15 protein-coding genes are annotated in these 16,468 nt (G+C 64.1%); 9 read left to right on the forward strand and 6 right to left on the reverse strand.

The genetic code is table 11. The annotated features are described in order from the left end of the window. Positions 1-24: 24 nt before the first annotated feature. Genes LDN95_RS15780 through LDN95_RS15790 form a run of 3 tightly spaced genes read left to right on the forward strand, consistent with a single transcriptional unit; the run spans position 25 to position 1,276 of the window. Complete coding sequence (locus LDN95_RS15780) at positions 25-471, forward strand: DUF983 domain-containing protein (protein ID WP_226018556.1); 447 nt, start codon at positions 25-27, stop codon at positions 469-471. Continuing rightward, complete coding sequence (locus LDN95_RS15785; protein WP_226018557.1) at positions 468-815, forward strand: arsenate reductase; 348 nt, start codon at positions 468-470, stop codon at positions 813-815. Before LDN95_RS15780 ends, LDN95_RS15785 begins: the two co-directional genes overlap by 4 nt. 53 nt (positions 816-868) lie before the next feature. Next, entirely contained in the window at positions 869-1,276 is a 408-nt protein-coding gene (locus LDN95_RS15790) for a thioesterase family protein (RefSeq protein WP_226018558.1), read from the forward strand. A 48-nt stretch (positions 1,277-1,324) separates the two neighbouring features. Here LDN95_RS15790 and LDN95_RS15795 read toward each other — a convergent pair whose 3' ends face one another. Both LDN95_RS15795 and ubiG read right to left on the reverse strand, forming a co-directional pair. Continuing rightward, on the reverse strand, positions 1,325-1,507 hold the full coding sequence (locus LDN95_RS15795; RefSeq protein ID WP_226018559.1) for a hypothetical protein: 183 nt from the start codon (positions 1,505-1,507) through the stop codon (positions 1,325-1,327). Between the two features lie 15 nt (positions 1,508-1,522). Further along, positions 1,523-2,248, reverse strand: coding sequence for a bifunctional 2-polyprenyl-6-hydroxyphenol methylase/3-demethylubiquinol 3-O-methyltransferase UbiG (gene ubiG, locus LDN95_RS15800; RefSeq protein WP_226018560.1), 726 nt, complete (start codon positions 2,246-2,248; stop codon positions 1,523-1,525). 111 nt (positions 2,249-2,359) lie between these two features. Between ubiG and LDN95_RS15805 the strand changes: the two genes are divergently transcribed. Further along, positions 2,360-3,613, forward strand: coding sequence for an aspartate kinase (locus LDN95_RS15805; protein ID WP_226018586.1), 1,254 nt, complete (start codon positions 2,360-2,362; stop codon positions 3,611-3,613). Positions 3,614-3,687: 74 nt separating this feature from the next. Here the strand turns inward: LDN95_RS15805 and katG are convergent, their stop codons facing one another. Continuing rightward, entirely contained in the window at positions 3,688-5,889 is a 2,202-nt protein-coding gene (katG, locus tag LDN95_RS15810; protein WP_226018561.1) for a catalase/peroxidase HPI, read from the reverse strand. Between the two features lie 200 nt (positions 5,890-6,089). Between katG and LDN95_RS15815 the strand changes: the two genes are divergently transcribed. Both LDN95_RS15815 and LDN95_RS15820 read left to right on the forward strand, forming a co-directional pair. After that, positions 6,090-7,100: a nitronate monooxygenase family protein gene (locus LDN95_RS15815; protein WP_226018562.1), complete on the forward strand. Its 1,011-nt coding sequence runs from the start codon at positions 6,090-6,092 to the stop codon at positions 7,098-7,100. Positions 7,101-7,163: 63 nt separating this feature from the next. Then, the gene (locus LDN95_RS15820; RefSeq protein WP_226018563.1) at positions 7,164-8,384 is read left to right on the forward strand and encodes a TCR/Tet family MFS transporter; all 1,221 of its coding nucleotides are present in this window, start codon (positions 7,164-7,166) and stop codon (positions 8,382-8,384) included. Between the two features lie 17 nt (positions 8,385-8,401). Here LDN95_RS15820 and LDN95_RS15825 read toward each other — a convergent pair whose 3' ends face one another. The 3 genes from LDN95_RS15825 to LDN95_RS15835 form a co-directional block, all read right to left on the reverse strand. Further along, on the reverse strand, positions 8,402-9,055 hold the full coding sequence (locus LDN95_RS15825; protein ID WP_226018564.1) for an HNH endonuclease: 654 nt from the start codon (positions 9,053-9,055) through the stop codon (positions 8,402-8,404). A gap of 163 nt (positions 9,056-9,218) precedes the next feature. Beyond that, positions 9,219-10,640, reverse strand: a complete 1,422-nt coding sequence (locus tag LDN95_RS15830) for a M20/M25/M40 family metallo-hydrolase (protein ID WP_226018565.1) — start codon at positions 10,638-10,640, stop codon at positions 9,219-9,221. Between the two features lie 26 nt (positions 10,641-10,666). Next, positions 10,667-12,127 carry a M20/M25/M40 family metallo-hydrolase gene (locus LDN95_RS15835; RefSeq protein WP_226018566.1) on the reverse strand — a complete coding sequence of 487 codons (1,461 nt, stop codon included), beginning with the start codon at positions 12,125-12,127 and terminating at the stop codon, positions 10,667-10,669. Between the two features lie 235 nt (positions 12,128-12,362). Here LDN95_RS15835 and gyrB point away from each other — a divergent pair, with 235 nt between their 5' ends. The 3 genes from gyrB (at position 12,363) to LDN95_RS15850 (ending at position 16,370) form a co-directional block, all read left to right on the forward strand. Further along, complete coding sequence (gene gyrB / locus LDN95_RS15840) at positions 12,363-14,882, forward strand: DNA topoisomerase (ATP-hydrolyzing) subunit B (protein WP_226018567.1); 2,520 nt, start codon at positions 12,363-12,365, stop codon at positions 14,880-14,882. A 46-nt stretch (positions 14,883-14,928) separates the two neighbouring features. Beyond that, a complete protein-coding gene (locus LDN95_RS15845; RefSeq protein ID WP_226018587.1) occupies positions 14,929-15,138 on the forward strand; it encodes a hypothetical protein in 210 nt (69 codons plus the stop codon). Positions 15,139-15,293: 155 nt separating this feature from the next. Continuing rightward, positions 15,294-16,370 carry a choice-of-anchor A family protein gene (locus tag LDN95_RS15850; RefSeq protein WP_226018568.1) on the forward strand — a complete coding sequence of 359 codons (1,077 nt, stop codon included), beginning with the start codon at positions 15,294-15,296 and terminating at the stop codon, positions 16,368-16,370. The last annotated feature ends 98 nt before the right edge of the window (positions 16,371-16,468 follow it).

A 16,468-nucleotide genomic window follows, 5' to 3' on the forward strand; every position in this document is an offset into this window, starting at 1 on the left:
GCGAAGCGCAAGAAGGATACCGGCATGGGCGTGTTGAACAATCCGAAGTTGCACGCGATCATCAAGTCGGGCTGGCACGGCACCTGCCCGCGCTGCGGCAAGGCGTCGATGTTCCAAAGCTGGCTGAAGCTGCAAAAGAACTGCCCATCGTGCGGGCTGGACTACAGCTATGCCAATGCCGACGATGGCCCGGCGTTTTTTGCACTTTGCATCACCGCCTTTCCGCTGACCTTCATCGCGGTGTGGCTGGAAGTGACCTACAGCCCGCCATGGTGGGTCCACGTGCTCACTTCGGTGCCGATTCTGGCGTTCGGGTGCCTCGCCTCGCTGCGCCCGTTCAAGGGTCTGCTGGTCGCCTCGCAATACATGAACAGTGCGGTCGAGGCGGGCACCGAGGATCTGTGGGCCAAGCTGAACGCGCGCGAGAAGGAACAGGGGGCGACGCCCCGCGACACAGGGGAGCAGCCATGACCATCACACTTTACGGCATTCCCAATTGCGATACGGTGAAGAAGGCGCGTGTCTGGCTTGACGGGCGGGGCGTTGGCTACATTTTCCATGACTACAAAAAGCTGGGTGCGGACCCGGTACGGCTGGCGGCGTGGGTCGATCAGGCGGGGCTCGATAAAGTGCTCAACCGGGCCGGAACCACGTTCCGCAAGCTGAGCGATGAGCAGAAGGCGGGGCTTGATGCGGCCAAGGCGATTGCGCTGATGGTCGAGCAACCCTCGCTGATCAAGCGGCCGATCGTGGAATACCCCGGCGGCTTGCTGGTCGGCTTCAAGGAAACGGAATTCGGCGCCGCTTTTGCATAATAGGGCAGTACCGGCCCTGTTCAGCGCGCCCCTTCGATGCTATCTACAGCCCTGTGAATAGACCCATCCCTTATCTCTTTCCGATCGCGGTTGATCCCGCCGACATCGACTTCATGGGGCATGTCAACAATGCCTCGTACCTCAAGTGGGTGCAGGATGCGGTGGTCGGCCACTGGCAGGCCTTCGCCCCGGTTGAGGCGGTGAAGCAGTACTTGTGGGTCGCCACTACTCACAGCATTACCTACCGCCGTCCGACGTTCCTCGATGACGCGGTGATCGCCCACGTGATCCTTGAAAAAGTGCAGGGCGCGCGCGCTTTCTACGAAACCGTGATCAAGCGTGGCGAGGAAGTGCTGGCCGAGGTCAAGTCAAGCTGGTGCTGCCTCGATGCCTCGACCTTGCGTCCGGCGCGACTCGCGCGCGAACTGGTCGAGAAATTCCTGCCGCCGCCTGCGGAATAACGCGAACTCGCTGTTTCGTCACGGCTGGCGAGCCGGACTCGCCCGCTGCTAGCGCAGTTTCGCGATCGCCAACTGGTCGCTCTTGGCGCGGATCTTGACCGATTCCTCGCTGCGCGTCAGCGCCTTGGCGATGGCTTTCAGCGCCATGCCCTTCTTGGCCAGCGTGTGCAGCTTCTGGATTTCGTCGGGGGTCCACGGCTGCTTGTGCCGTTCAAAGCGTTGTTCGGCCATGGAATTGGTGTCCCCTTAAACGTGTGTCGCGGTGGCGATGTAGTTGAGCGACACGTCGTCCGACAGGTGCAGGCCCTTGGCCACGCTCCACGCGATGCCGGTCGGGTTGCCCAGTTTCAGTCCGGCGTCGGCCAGCAGATCGTGCAGTTCCACCGGGGTCAGGAAATCGTCCCAATGGTGCGTGCCACGCGGGATCAGGCCGAATCGCTCGGCGCCTTCGACCATCAGCAATCGCGATTGCACCGTGCGATTGGGGGTCGAAACGATCATCAGTCCATCGTCGCCCAGCGCATCGGCCAGCGCGGCGATGAACGCCGGTTTGTCGGCGACGTGCTCGATCACCTCCAGCGCGGTGACCAGGTTGTAGCCCGACAGGCCGAGCGCGCCGATATCGCCGTGCTTGTAGTCAATGTTCAGCCCGCCCGCTTGCGCATGCGTCCGCGCGGCGGCGATGTTTTCGTGCGCGGCGTCGACTCCGGTCACGCTTGCGCCCATCCGCGCCAGTGGTTCGGCCAGCAACCCTGCGCCGCACCCGACGTCAAGCGCGCGAAGCCCGGCCAGCGGCTTGAGCGAGGCGGGATTGGCGGCGAAGTGGGTGTCGATGGCGCTGCGGATGAAGCGCAGCCGCACCGGGTTCAGGCGGTGGAGCATCGCCGAACTGCCCTTGGGATCCCACCAGTCGGCGGCCAGCTTGCCGAAATGGGCAGCCTCATCGGGGCGGATCGTTGTTGCATTGCTCATGCGAGGTTCTTAAAGCGCCGCGTCCGCATGGTCCATGGGGCGTAGGGCAAGATTCTTTCACAACCTCTGGTTGGCAAACAGGTCAGGGAGCAGCGCGTGGCTCGCATCGTGATGAAATTCGGCGGCACGTCGATGGCCGGGACCGAGCGCATCCGGCGTGTGGCGAAAATCGTCCAGCGCCAGCAGGCGGCCGGGCATGAAGTGGCGGTGGTCGTCTCGGCCATGGCTGGAGAGACCGACCGTCTCGTCAACTTCAGCCGCGAAGCCAGCGCGCTTTATGATCCGGCTGAGTATGACGTTGTCGTCGCCAGCGGCGAACAGGTCACATCCGGCCTGCTGGCGATGCATCTGCAGGCGCTGGGCAGCAAGGCGCGGTCCTGGCTGGGCTGGCAATTGCCGGTGCGCACCGACGATGCCCACGGCAGCGCGCGGATCGAGGCGATCGATTCGGACGCGGTGATCGCCTCGATGCAAGCTGGTGAGATCGCGGTCATTCCTGGCTTTCAGGGTATCAGCCCGCAAGGGCGGATCACTACGCTGGGGCGCGGTGGTTCGGATACCTCGGCGGTGGCGGTGGCGGCTGCGGTCAAGGCCGATCGCTGCGACATCTATACCGATGTCGACGGGGTCTATACCACCGACCCGCGCATCGTGGCCAAGGCGCGCAAGCTCAAGAACGTGACGTACGAGGAAATGCTCGAACTGGCCTCGGTCGGCTCGAAAGTGTTGCAGACCCGTTCGGTCAGCCTCGCCATGAAGGAAAAGGTGCGGGTGCAAGTGCTGTCGTCGTTCATCGACGAGGATGCGCCCGCCGCCGATACGCTGCCCGGTACGATGATCGTTTCGGACGAAGAACTCGCGAAGATTCAAGAGGGACTGGATATGGAACGCCAGCTGATCACCGGCATCGCCGCCGACAAGAACGACGCCAAGGTCATCCTGACGGCGGTGCCCGACCGTCCGGGTGCGGTGGCCACGATCTTTGGCCCGCTTGCCGCAGCCAACATCAACGTCGACATGATCATCCAGAACGTCGGTCGTGCCGATACCGATACCGACGTGACGTTCACCGTGCCGCAAGCCGATCTGGAGCGCACGAAGGCGGTGCTGGACGAGAACCGCCCCTCAATCGGCTATGAAAAGTTGTCGACCGACCCGAAGATCTCGAAGATCTCGGTCGTCGGCGTGGGCATGCGCAGCCATGCCGGTGTGGCCGCCACCATGTTCAAGGCGCTGGCCGATCGCGGGATCAACATTCAGGCGATCAGCACCAGCGAGATCAAGGTGTCGGTCTTGATCGATTCGGACGAGACCGAACTGGCCGTCCGTCTGTTGCACACCGCCTACGGCCTCGACGCCGCCTGACGATCACGAAAAACCCCGCTTCCGGCACAAGGGGAATTGCCGGAAGCGGGGCAGGTGGCCATGTGCTCAGGCCGTCACTTTGCCTTGATGTCGATGCGGTCGGCGTCCATCACCTTGACCCAGGCCTTGACGAAGTCGGCTGCGAAGCGCCCTTGCGCATCATCTTCGGCGTAGAATTCACTCAGAGCGCGCAGTTGCGAATTCGACGCGAAGATCAGGTCAACGCGGCTGCCCTGCAGCTTTGCCTCGCCGCTGATGCGATCATGACCGGTGAATACGCCATCGCCGGTTTCGCTCCAGGTCAGCGCGGTGGTGCTGGCCAGCAGGTTGCGGAAGAACGCGTTGTCGAGCGTTCCCACCCGATCGGTGAACACGCCCAGGCTTGATCCGCCGCTGTTCGCACCCAGCACGCGCAGGCCGCCGACCAGCACGGTCATCTCGGGCGCGGTCAGGCCGAGCAATTGCGCGCGGTCGACCAGCAGTTCCTCTTCCGACCGGCGCAACGTGCCGCTGCGGAAGTTGCGGAACCCGTCCACTTTGGGTTCCAGCACGGCGAAGCTGGCCACGTCGGTCTGCTCTGGTGTGGCATCGGTACGGCCGGGGGTGAAAGGTACGGTCACATCGTTACCCGCCGCCTTTGCCGCAGCTTCCACCGCTGCGGCACCGGCCAGCACGATCAGGTCGGCGAGGCTCACCTGCTTGCCACCGCTGGCGCCGGCGTTGAAGTCCGCGCGGATCGTTTCCAGCACGCCAAGCACTTCGGCCAGTCCTGCCGGATCGTTTACCGCCCAGCCGTTCTGGGGAGCCAGCCGAATGCGCCCGCCGTTGGCTCCGCCACGCCGGTCGGAATGGCGATAGGTTGACGCAGAGGCCCAAGCGGTGGCGACCAGCCGTCCGATCGACAGGCCCGATCCGAGCACGATGGCTTTCAACGCGGCGATGTCGTCGGCATCGATCAGCGGATGATCGACCGCAGGCACCGGGTCCATCCAGATGCGCGGCGCATGGGGCACTTCGCTGCCGACATAGCGCCCGATCGGGCCCATGTCGCGGTGGGTCAGTTTGAACCACGCTTCGGCAAAGGCGTGCGCGAAGGCGGCCGGATCGCGGTGGTAGCGTTCGCTGATCGCGCGATAGGCCGGATCCCTGATCAGCGCGAGGTCGCTGGTCAGCATCATCGGCTGGTGCGACACGCCCGCGCGGTGGGCGTCGGGAACGGTTCCAGCCCCGGCATCGCCCACCGGCTTCCACTGGTGCGCACCGGCCGGGCTGGTCGTCAGTTCCCATTCATGACCGAACAGGGTGTCGAAATAGCCGTTGTCCCATGCGATCGGGTTGGGTGTCCACGCGCCTTCAAGCCCACTGGAGATGGTGTCCGCGCCTTTGCCGGTGCCAAAGCTGCTGGCCCAGCCAAGGCCCAACTGGGTGATATCCGCGCCTTCCGGAGCCGCGCCGACCAGCGCCGCATCGCCTGCGCCGTGGACTTTGCCGAAAGTGTGGCCGCCAGCGATCAGGGCGACGGTTTCCTCGTCGTTCATGGCCATCCGGGCGAAGGTTTCACGGATATCGCGCGCCGAGCCGAGCGGATCGGGAACGCCGTTGGGCCCTTCGGGATTGACGTAGATCAGCCCCATCTGGACGGCCGCCAGCGGGTCTGCGAGATCGCGATCGCCGGTATAGCGCTCGTCGGCCAGCCATTCGGCTTCGGGGCCCCAGTTGACGTCATCTTCGGGCTGCCACACATCCTCGCGACCGCCGCCGAAGCCAACTGTCGGCAGGCCCATTGATTCAATGGCGCAGTTCCCGGCCAGCACCATCAGGTCGGCCCAGCTCAGCGAACGGCCATACTTCTGCTTGATCGGCCACAGCAGCAGGCGCGCCTTGTCGAGGTTGACGTTGTCAGGCCAGGAATTGAGCGGAGCGAAGCGCTGGTTGCCGGTTCCGGCGCCACCGCGTCCATCAAAGGTGCGGTAGGTTCCCGCCGAGTGCCACGCCATGCGGATGAACAGCGGGCCATAGTGACCATAGTCGGCAGGCCACCAGTCCTGCGAGTTGCGCATCAACGCGAAGATATCGGCCTTCACCGCCGCAAGGTCCAGCGCGGCAAACGCGGCGGCATAGTCGAAGTCCGGCGCGACCGGGGTCACCTTGGCCGAATGCTGCGCCAGCACCGACAGATCAAGCCGGTTGGGCCACCACATCTGGTTGGTCAGGCTGGTGACCAAGGCAGTCCGGCTGGCCTTGGCGTGGAAAGGGCATTTTGCTTGCTCGTTCATGGCGTTTTCCCTCGGTCGTTTGAAGCTGGTTGGCGTCAGGCGCGGTGTACTCTTGCTAACCTGATTGAGAAAACCATATTAAAACTTCATAGTGATCGTCCCTATCGATCAACTCCAGCCTTTGCACAGCCAAGCCTTGCCCCGTGGCGGTACCGGCTTTAAGGCCGCACCGGCGATCCTGCGGCACGATTGGGGCAATGATGAGCGCATATCCGAAGACCTCGGCCTTGATGGCGCGCGGGGCCGAATTCCTTGGCACCGAACATGCTGTGTTGTGCGGGGCGATGAGTTGGGTGTCGGAACGCAATCTGGTGTCCGCCATCAGCAACGCCGGGGGTTTCGGTGTGATCGCCTGCGGGGCGATGACGCCCGACCTGCTCGATACCGAGATCGCCGCGACCAAGGCGCTCACCGCCAAGCCGTTCGGCGTCAACCTCATCACGATGCACCCGGCCTTGTTCGACCTGATCGCAGTCTGCGCGCGGCACGGCGTCAGCCACGTCGTGCTGGCAGGCGGCATTCCGCCCAAGGGCAGCGTCGAGGCGATCAAGGCGTTCGGTGCCAAGGTCATCGTGTTCGCGCCGACCATCGCGCTGGCAAAGAAGCTGTTCCGCTCGGGCGCCGATGCACTGGTGATCGAAGGCAGCGAGGCCGGCGGCCATATCGGCCCGGTCTCGACGAGCGTTCTGGCGCAGGAATTCCTGCCCGCGCTGGCGGCCGAACACCTTGTGTTCGTGGCGGGTGGCATTGGCCGGGGCGAGGCCATCGCGGGCTACCTGGAGATGGGCGCAGCGGGCGTTCAACTCGGTACCCGCTTTGCCTGCGCCAGTGAATCGATCGCACACCCCGCGTTCAAGCAGGCCTTTTTTCGCGGCAATGCGCGCGACGCCACCGCGAGTGTGCAAGTCGATCCGCGCTTGCCGGTGATCCCGGTCCGCGCGCTGAAGAACAAGGGCACCGAGGCGTTCACCGCCAAGCAGATCGAGGTTGCCAAGCGGCTTGATGCAGGCGAGCTCGACATGGCCGCCGCGCAGCTTGAGATCGAGCATTTCTGGGCTGGCGCCCTGCGTCGTGCGGTGATCGAGGGCGATGTCGAGCGCGGCTCGGTGATGGCAGGCCAGTCCGTCGGCATGGTCACCCGCGAAGAACCGGTGGCCGAAATCTTCGCGCAGTTGCTGGCCGAAAGCGAAGCGGCGCTCACGCGTCGCTGACCGGCCAGCCGCCGACCGCAAGCTGCAGGCCCGCGATCGGGCGGCAAAGGGGAGTGCACAAGCATGGCTGAACAGCATCGCGCCTCGATCGGTTTCGTTTTTGCCATCGTGCTGATCGACATGCTGGGTTTCGGGATCGTCATCCCGGTGTTGCCGGGCCTGATTATGCAATTGACCCACGTCACCATCGGCGAGGCGGCGCAATATGCCGGCTGGCTGGGCGCGGGCTATGCCGCGATGCAGTTCGTGTTTTCGCCGATCATCGGCAACTTGTCCGACCGGTTCGGCCGCCGGCCGGTGTTGCTTGCTTCTGTCTTTGCACTCGGGCTCGACTACCTGTTGCAAGCGGTCGCGCCAGCTTTCGGCTGGCTGGTGGCAGGGCGGCTGATTGCCGGGGTGACCGGGGCCAGCTTCTCGGCCGCCTATGCCTATATCGCCGACGTGACACCGCCTGAAAAGCGCTCCGCCAGCTTCGGGCTGATGGGCCTCGCCTTCGGTTTCGGGTTCGTCGCGGGACCGGCCATCGGCGGGCTGCTCGGATCGATCGGTCCGCGCCTGCCATTCTATGCCGCCGCCGCGCTTGCGCTGACCAACTTCGTGTTCGGCGCTGTGTTCCTGAAGGAATCTCTTACCCCCGAAAACCGCCGTCCGTTCGATTGGCGCCGCGCCAATGCGCTGGCCGCGTTGAAAGCCTTGCGGGGACAGGACAGCACGGTGCTGTGGTTCGTGGCAGCGCTGGGCATGTGGCAGTTGTCGCACATCGTCTATCCGTCGGTATGGTCCTATTTCGCCATTGCCGCCTATGGCTTCACCACGCGGCAAGTGGGGCTGGCGCTGGCGATGGTCGGGTTTTCCAGCGCGCTGGTTCAGGGTTTTGCCTTGCGGCGGTTCCTGCCGCTGCTGGGTGAGCGGCGCGCGGTGACGCTTGGCGTGTCCGGGCTGGTGCTCGCCGCGATCGGCTATGCGCTGGCTGGCAATACCTGGCAGGTCTATGCGGTCATCATGATTGGCGCGCTGCAAGGCTTCGTCCAACCGTCGATTTCGGGGCTCAACAGCCGCGCTGTCGATGCGCGCAGTCAGGGTGAACTGCAAGGTGCGGTCCAGTCGATCGGTTCGCTTGCGGCGATCATCGGACCGCCAATGTACGCCGAAACGCTGGCCGCGTTCAGCGGACCGCACGCGATCTTCAACTTCCCGGCGATGCCGCTGCTGCTGTCGGGTTGTTTCGGGCTGGTGACGCTGGCCCTGTTCCTGAAGGGGGCGAGCAAGCTGGAGCGTAGCTGACACGCACCGGCCTCCGCTTACCCTTCCAGTTCCACGTCCCAATAAAGCCAGTCGCGCCAGCTTTCGTGCAGGTGGTTGGGCGGAAACGCGCGACCCTTTTCCTGCAATTGCCAGGTGGTCGGGCGGATCGGCTCCTCAATAAGGCGCATGTGGGCCTGTTCGGGGGTACGGCCGCCCTTCTTCATGTTGCACGGCGCACACGCGGCGGCGACGTTTTCCCACGTCGTGCGCCCGCCGAGGCGGCGCGGCACAACATGGTCGAACGTCAGATGATCGGGGCTGCCGCAATACTGGCAGGCGAACTTGTCGCGCAGGAACAGGTTGAAGCGGGTGAAGGCCGGAAACTCGCTCGGTCGCACATATTGGCGCAGCGCGATGACCGAGGGGATCTTCATGTCGAGCGAGACCGAGTGGACCTCGCGCTCATAGGTGGCGATGATATCGACGCGTTCGAGGAACACCGCCTTGATCGCGGTCTGCCAGGGCCATAGGCTGAGCGGGTAGTAGCTGAGCGGCGTGTAATCCGCATTCAGCACCAAGGCCGGACAGTTCGACAAGTGGCGGCTGGTGGCAAGGTTCGCAAAACCAGCGTCGGCAACGTATTGCAGCGCAGCGTCTGCGCCATGGGGCTTGGCTTGCGCCGCCCGATCTATCAGCGCCTTGTGAAGCATGCTCCGGTCCGGCCAATCCTCAACATCAATCCATGGCTCCTGCTGGAGGAGCAATGGGCGACGTGCGTGACCACTTCATGACGCATGCGCATCTTGCACCATAAGACCGAGTTGCCCGTCAAGGGGGTTGTGCACAGCTTGTCCACAACCCCCTTGATCATGCTCAGTTCGCCAGCGCCTTGACCAGATCGGTCAGATAGTCGCGCCCCTGATACAGCGAGGCGACCTCGATCCGCTCGTTCAATCCGTGCAAGCCGTTGCCATCGGGATCGAGCCAGTAGCCCGGCACGCCATAGGTCGGGATGCCGACCGCTTCGAGGTAGACCCCGTCGGTGGCGCCGGTCAGCATGGTCGGCAAAAAGGGTACGCCGGGGAAGTGCTTTGCCACCAGTTTTTCGACCGGCCCGGTGATCGCCGGATCGAGCGGGGGCGCCTTGGCTATGGGCTTGTCCTTGATCCGCGCTTCGATGGTGATCGCCGGGTTGCCGATGGCTGCGGCGAGCAGGGCCTGCGTTTCCTCGGACGTGCGCCCCGGGAACATCCGGCAATTCACGTTGGCGGTGGCGCGCTGGGGCAGCGCATTGAGCGCGTGTCCGGCGTTGACCATCGTGCCGACGCAACTGGTGTGCAGCATCGAGTTGAGCATCTTGTCTTGCGACACCACGCCCAGCGCCGCCTTGTCCTGCGGGTTGGCGACCAATGCCAGCATCGCCTTGCCCACCGCGTCGCCCCGCGCGGTGCCGACCTTGGTGAAGAATATGCGGGTGGTTTCGTTGAACTCCACCGGGAAGGTAAAGTCGCGGATCTTCAACAGCGCTTCGGACAAGTCGTAAATGGCGTTTTCGCGCACCGGCTGCGAACTGTGGCCGCCGGGGTTGGTCGCGGTCAGGGTGAAGTCCTGATAGGCCTTTTCGCCCACTTGCAGCGTCTGCACTTCCAGCTTGCCGCCCTTGGCGATCGGCGTGCCGTTGCTGCGCCCGCCGCCGCCTTCGTTCAGGGCATAGGCAGCATCGATCAGGTCGCGCTTGTTGGCGGCCAGCCATTCAGCGCCGTTGAACGCACCCGAGGTTTCCTCGCCGCAGGTCAGCGCCAGCTTGATCGTGCGCTTGGGGCGGTACTTGTCCTGCGCAAAGCGGACCATGATGTCGGTCCAGATCGCGGCCTGCGCCTTGTCGTCAACGGTGCCGCGGCCATAGAAATAGCCGTCCTCCTCGATCAGCGTGAACGGATCGCGCACCCAGTCCTCGCGATGCGCCTCGACCACGTCGATGTGGGCGAGCAGCAGTAGCGGCTTGAGCGCCTTGGAGGTGCCGGGCAGGATCGCGACAAGGCCGCCGTCCTTGGGGTGCTCGGGCGTGGCATACGTGATCAGCCGGTCGTCGGGAAAGCCTGCCGCCTTCAACCGCACGGCCATCTTGGCCGCCGCCGCTGTACAACTGCCCGCTGACAGGGTCGTGTTGGTCTCGATCAGTTCCTTGTACAGCGCCCGGAACGCCTGCTGGTCGGGCCGGATCGGCGCGGTGGCAGCATGGGCGGCTCCGGACAACAGCGTGGTGCCGACCAGCGCGGCAAGCAGCATCTTCATGGGTAGTTTCCTTGGTGCACAGAGCGTTATTGGGCGTAAGCCTTGACCAGTTCGGTCAGAAAGTCGCGGCCGGTATAGACCGCCTTGACGATCGCCCGCTCGTTCAACCCGTGCGCGCCATTGCCGTCCGGGTCGCCGTAGAGGCCGGGTGGGCCGTATGAGGGGATGCCGATGGCCTCGAGGTAGATGCCGTCGGTCGCCCCGGTCGACATCATCGGCACCAGCGGCACGCCGGGATAGTACTTGGCCACCAGCTTTTCGGCGGGCCCAAGGATCTGCGGGGTCAGCTTGGGCGGGATCGGCAGCGGGCCACGGTCATCGACCTTGGTCACGGTCAGCTTCGGGTCGGCGATCACGTCCTGCAGTGTCTTTTGCACCGTCTCGAACGAGACGCCGGGGAAGATGCGGCAGTTGACGTTGGCACCGGCGCGCTGCGGCAGCGCATTGTTGGCGTGCCCGCCGTCGAGCAGGGTGGCGACGCAAGTGGTGCGCAGCATCGAGTGGAACGAGCGGTCGGTGTTGAGCGTCACCTCGGCGGCTTTCGCCTCGGCGCTGCCGGCAGGCGCGGTCACGATCGTGCGCATCGCCTGGCCGATCTCGTCCTTGCGGCTTGCGCCCAGCCTGCCGAAATAGGCGCGCGTGGTGTCGTTGAGCATCAACGGGAAGTCGTAGTCGCGCAGGCGGCCCAGCGCGTCGGACAGTTCATAGATCGCGTTGTCGCGGATCGGCACCGAGCTGTGCCCGCCGGGGTTGGTTGCTTCGATGCGGTAGTTGGCGACGACCTTTTCGCCGACGTGGAAGTTCTGCTGGACGACCGTGCCCTTGCCATCGGTGCGTCCGCCACCGCCTTCGTTCAGTGCGAATTCGGCGGCGATCAGGTCGGGTTTGTTCTCGGCCAGCCAGCGGACGCCGTTGAACGCCCAACTGGTTTCCTCACCGCAGGTCAGCGCCAGTTTGATCGTCCGCCCCAGCTTGACCTTGTCGCGCTTGAAGGTGCCGAGCATGTCGATCCAGATCGCATCCAACGGTTTCATGTCGCTGGTGCCGCGCCCGAAGAAATAACCGTTTTCCTCGATCAGGGTGTAGGGATCGCGGGTCCAGTCCTCGCGCTTGGCCACCACCACGTCGAGATGTCCCAGCAGGAGCAAGGGCTTGAGCGTCTTTGACGTGCCCGGCAGGACGACGACAAGGCCGCCTTCCTTCTCGTGCCCGGCAACGGCAAAGCGGGTGATGTCGCCATCGCCGAACCCGGCCTTGCGCAGCCGCACTTCGACTTTGTCGGCCAGCGCGGTGCAACTGCCGGTGGTGATCGAGGTGTCGGTCTCCACCAGTTCGCGATACAGATCGCGGAACGCGGCCTGATCCGGGCGTAGGGCTGCGGAAGAGGCGGCGGGCGCCTGCTGGGCCACGGCGGGCAGGGCAGTGAGCGCCACACCCGCAAGGATCAGCGAACGAAGCAGTTTGGTTGCGGCAATTGGCACGGGCATGGACAGGCTCCGACAGGTGCGCGATGGCGTGGCGACTTTATTGCGCGAACAGAGCATCGAAGCGCGGCGTTGGAAAGTGTCGTCTGCAACTTTTTCGCAGCCAGAGCCGCTTGCGCTCCGTCGGGGCCTCGTTGTGGCGCAATCGCAGGCAATTCCGCCGATCGGGCTGTGGAAAATGCCCCTTATGAAGCCGGTTGTGCTTGGGAAAGCCGATGGCACACCCTATAGGCTTGGTATGAGCGGAACGAACGAAAACATCCCCAACACCAATTCCTACGGCGCGGATTCGATTAAAGTCCTCAAAGGGCTTGATGCCGTGCGCAAGCGACCCGGCATGTACATCGGCGATACCGATGACGGATCGGGCCTGCACCACATGGTGTTCGAGGTGTCGGACAACGCCATCGACGAAGCGTTGGCGGGTCATTGCGATCTGGTGCTGATCGAACTCAACCCCGATGGCTCGGTTAGTGTCGAGGACAACGGCCGCGGCATTCCCACCGGCATTCATGCCGAGGAAGGCGTTTCGGCGGCCGAGGTCATCATGACCCAGCTTCACGCCGGCGGCAAATTCGAGAACACCAGCGATGACAACGCCTACAAGGTGTCCGGCGGCCTCCACGGCGTCGGCGTGTCGGTGGTCAACGCCCTGTCCGAATGGCTGGAACTGACCATCTGGCGTGATGGTCAGGAACACTGGATGAAGTTCGCGCATGGCGATGCGGTGGCGCCGCTGGTGCTGCGCGGTCCCTCGCCTCCGGGCAAGAAGGGCACGCGCGTTACCTTCCTTGCCTCGACCGACACGTTCAAGAACGTGACCGAGTTCGACTTCGACAAGCTGGAGCACCGCTACCGCGAACTGGCCTTCCTCAATTCGGGCGTGCGCATTCTGCTGCGCGACAAGCGCCATGCCGAGGTTAAGGAACACGACCTGTTCTATCAGGGCGGCATCGGTGCCTTCGTCAAGTACCTTGATCGCAACAAGCAGCCGCTGGTGCCTGAGCCGATCACGATCAACGCCAACCGCGATGGCATCGGCATCGACGTGGCGTTGCAGTGGAACGACAGCTATTACGAAAACGTCCTGACCTTCACCAACAACATCCCGCAGCGCGATGGCGGCACCCACCTTGCCGCGTTTCGCGCTGCGCTGACCCGCACGCTCAACGGCTATGCCGAGCGCTCTGGGCTGCTGAAGAAGGAAAAGGTCTCGCTCTCGGGCGAGGACATGCGCGAAGGGTTGACCGCGATCGTCTCGGTCAAGCTGCCCGACCCCAAGTTCTCCAGCCAGACCAAGGACAAACTGGTCAGCTCCGAAGTGCGCCAGCCGCTCGAAAGCCTGATGGCGGACAAGATGAGCGAATGGCTTGAGGAAAATCCCGCCCACGCCAAGTCGGTGATCCAGAAGGTGATCGACGCCGCCGCCGCGCGTGAAGCGGCCAAGCGCGCCCGCGAACTCACCCGGCGCAAGGGCGCGATGGATATCGCCAGCCTGCCCGGCAAGCTGGCCGATTGTCAGGAGCGCGATCCTTCCAAGTGCGAACTGTTCCTGGTCGAAGGCGATTCGGCAGGGGGCTCGGCCAAGCAGGGGCGCGACCGTCACTATCAGGCGATCCTGCCGCTCAAGGGCAAGATCCTGAACGTCGAGCGCGCGCGTTTTGACCGGATCATCGGCTCGAAGGAAGTCGGCACGCTGATTCAGGCGATGGGCACCGGCATTCGCGACGATTTCAACATCGAGAAGCTGCGCTATCACAAGATCGTGATCATGACCGACGCCGACGTCGACGGCGCGCACATCCGCACCTTGTTGCTCACGTTCTTCCATCGCCAGTTGCCCGAGATCATCAAGCAGGGCCACCTCTTCATCGCGCAACCGCCGTTGTACAAAGTCAGCAAGGGGCGCAGCGAAGTCTATCTCAAGGACAACGCCGCGCTCGATCGCTATCTGGTTGCCGCAGGCCTTGCCGGGCGCGTGCTCGAAACCGTGGGTGGCGCGCGCGGGGGCAGGGAACTCGAAGAACTGGTCGAGCATGCGCTGCGCTTGCGCAACCTGATGGCGTTCGTTCCCCGGCGCTACAACACCGACATCATCGAGGCGCTGGCCATGGCCGGCGCGCTTGAAGCAGAGCTATCGGAGCAGGCGCGCGGTGAGGCGCTGGCCCGCGCGACAGCCTGGCTCGACCGCGGCGATCCCGAGGCGCGTTGGTCCGCGATGGCGGGCGACGAAGGCGGCTATATCGTCGAGCGCTGGTGGCGCGGGGTCACCGACCATCATGTGATCGAACCGGGCTTCCTGACCAGCGCCGAGGCGCGCAAGCTGACCCGTGTCGCGGGCGAAACCGCCGAAGTCTATGCAGGGCCTGCGCGTCTGGTGCGGATCGGTGCCGTCGCTGCGCAAGTCGAGGCCGATGATGTGCCGCAAGCGGAAGAGGAGGAGGCCGAGGCGCCCCCCCGCACCCGTGCCGAGGCGCGCGAAGGCGATATCACCCGGCCCTCGCAACTGGTCGAGGCGATCTTTGCCGGTGGACGCAAGGGTCTGTCGATCCAGCGCTACAAGGGCCTGGGCGAGATGAACGCCGACCAATTGTGGGAAACCACGCTCGATCCCGACAACCGCTCGCTGTTGCAGGTCAAGATCGAGGACGCCGACGTGACTGACGAGATCCTGACCCGACTGATGGGCGACGTGGTCGAGCCGCGCCGCGAGTTCATTCAGGACAACGCCCTCAACGTGGCCAATCTGGACGTCTGACGTGAGCGGTACGGTCGATACCATTCCCTGGGACCAGGCGGCGACGATGATCGACCTGGAAGGGCGCGCGCCGATCATCGGCACCATCCGTGACTGCGCGATGCATTTCGCGCTCTACAAGCCGCATGCGCGTGACAACGCCCGCGTGCTGCTGACGGTGCCGGTCCACCGCGCCGGGCGCCGTACCCGGACCTGGATTCTCGAACCCGACGAAATTGCCGTGCTGACCGAACGGCTGCAGCGCGAAACCAACTGAATGCGTTGAACGATCAGCGTTTTGCACCGAAAGGCGCGCGCCAAAACTGTGCCGAATCAGGGCGGTCCTGACTCAAGGCTTGCATTGCCGTCACGTTACGTGATTGGGTTAACGCTGCTCGTATTGTCGGGTCCGCTGCTGAAGGGTTTGCCGAGATGGTCCGCCGTTATCGCCATGCAATTGCTGTAGCCACTGTTGCCGTGATGGCGCTGGCCGCGCCTGCGCTCGGTGCGTCCGAACCGCTCGGGCTCGATGCCCTCAAGACCTACAACCTTGTCGTTCTGGGCGACCTGACCTCCACGTCGGAAGTCGAAGGGCGCACGTTCGTGGGTGGCAACCTTGGTGGTTCGGCGTCGAATTACCTTATTTCTTCGTCGGTTCCGGCCAGCAACTTCACCACGCCGGGGCTGACCGTGGTCGGCAGCGTGACCAGCAGCTCGATCAACCTCAACAACGCGGCAGGGGCTTCGGTTGGCGGCAACATCAGCGGCATGGTCAACCTCAACGGCACGCAGACGCTCAATGTCGGCGGCACCTACACCCCGGTGAATGTCAACGGCAGCACGGTTAACACGCAAGTCGGCGTGGCCAATCCGGGCTTCGTGCAGGGGCTGCAGCAGTATGGCAGCGCCATGGGCACCAGCATGACCGGCCTGTCGTACACGCTGGGCCAGCAAGCGGCGAACAGCACCGTCTCGATCGCCAACAACACCGCCACGTTCAATGCGCAGCCCAATGCCGGGGGCACGGCCGTATTCAACCTGACCGCCGCGCAACTGGATTCGGTCGGCCAGATCGATTTCAAGCTGAACGGTGCGGACACGGTGATCGTCAACGTTTCGGGCAGCACGATCAATCTGAACGACAACTTCCTCGGCAATGCATCGCAACTGGGCAAGAATGTCATCTGGAACTTCACCGATGCCACCGCGCTCACGTTGACCACCGCATGGCACGGCTCGATCCTCGCGCCCAAAGCGGCGGCGCATACCTACAACTACGTTGAAGGTTCGGCGGTATTCGGCAGCCTGATCCAGGACGGTGAATTCCACATCGGCACGTATGGCGGCAGCTATGTCCCGCCTGCCGATCCGGGCAGTTCCAGCACCACTTCGACCAGCAGCACCAGCGGCGGCACCAGCGTGCCCGAACCGGGTGTTGCGGGTCTGATGGCACTCGGCCTTGCCGCTCTGGCATGGCGGCGCCGGGGCAAGCGCGCGCTGGCTGCTTAAGGGTTTGATCTGGTCAGGCATGGATTATCCCGGCCTGTTTCCGCGCATCCAAACCTGCCGCCCGCCCTCCTGTGCACGTCATGCCGGATCGAGTCCGG

This window comes from Novosphingobium sp. FKTRR1, assembly GCF_020404405.1.
Classification (GTDB): Bacteria; Pseudomonadota; Alphaproteobacteria; order Sphingomonadales; family Sphingomonadaceae; genus Novosphingobium.

Excerpts from the sequence above, each read along its gene's own strand:
- LDN95_RS15780 (WP_226018556.1), top strand. The coding sequence starts at position 25 with ATGGGCGTGTTGAACAATCCGAAGTTGCACGCGATCATCAAGTCGGGC.
- LDN95_RS15785 (WP_226018557.1), top strand. The coding sequence starts at position 468 with ATGACCATCACACTTTACGGCATTCCCAATTGCGATACGGTGAAGAAG.
- LDN95_RS15795 (WP_226018559.1), bottom strand. The coding sequence starts at position 1,507 with ATGGCCGAACAACGCTTTGAACGGCACAAGCAGCCGTGGACCCCCGAC.
- ubiG (WP_226018560.1), bottom strand. The coding sequence starts at position 2,248 with ATGAGCAATGCAACAACGATCCGCCCCGATGAGGCTGCCCATTTCGGC.
- LDN95_RS15805 (WP_226018586.1), top strand. The coding sequence starts at position 2,360 with ATGAAATTCGGCGGCACGTCGATGGCCGGGACCGAGCGCATCCGGCGT.
- katG (WP_226018561.1), bottom strand. The coding sequence starts at position 5,889 with ATGAACGAGCAAGCAAAATGCCCTTTCCACGCCAAGGCCAGCCGGACT.
- LDN95_RS15815 (WP_226018562.1), top strand. The coding sequence starts at position 6,090 with ATGAGCGCATATCCGAAGACCTCGGCCTTGATGGCGCGCGGGGCCGAA.
- LDN95_RS15820 (WP_226018563.1), top strand. The coding sequence starts at position 7,164 with ATGGCTGAACAGCATCGCGCCTCGATCGGTTTCGTTTTTGCCATCGTG.
- LDN95_RS15825 (WP_226018564.1), bottom strand. The coding sequence starts at position 9,055 with ATGCTTCACAAGGCGCTGATAGATCGGGCGGCGCAAGCCAAGCCCCAT.
- LDN95_RS15830 (WP_226018565.1), bottom strand. The coding sequence starts at position 10,640 with ATGAAGATGCTGCTTGCCGCGCTGGTCGGCACCACGCTGTTGTCCGGA.
- LDN95_RS15835 (WP_226018566.1), bottom strand. The coding sequence starts at position 12,127 with ATGCCCGTGCCAATTGCCGCAACCAAACTGCTTCGTTCGCTGATCCTT.
- gyrB (WP_226018567.1), top strand. The coding sequence starts at position 12,363 with ATGAGCGGAACGAACGAAAACATCCCCAACACCAATTCCTACGGCGCG.
- LDN95_RS15845 (WP_226018587.1), top strand. The coding sequence starts at position 14,929 with ATGATCGACCTGGAAGGGCGCGCGCCGATCATCGGCACCATCCGTGAC.
- LDN95_RS15850 (WP_226018568.1), top strand. The coding sequence starts at position 15,294 with ATGGTCCGCCGTTATCGCCATGCAATTGCTGTAGCCACTGTTGCCGTG.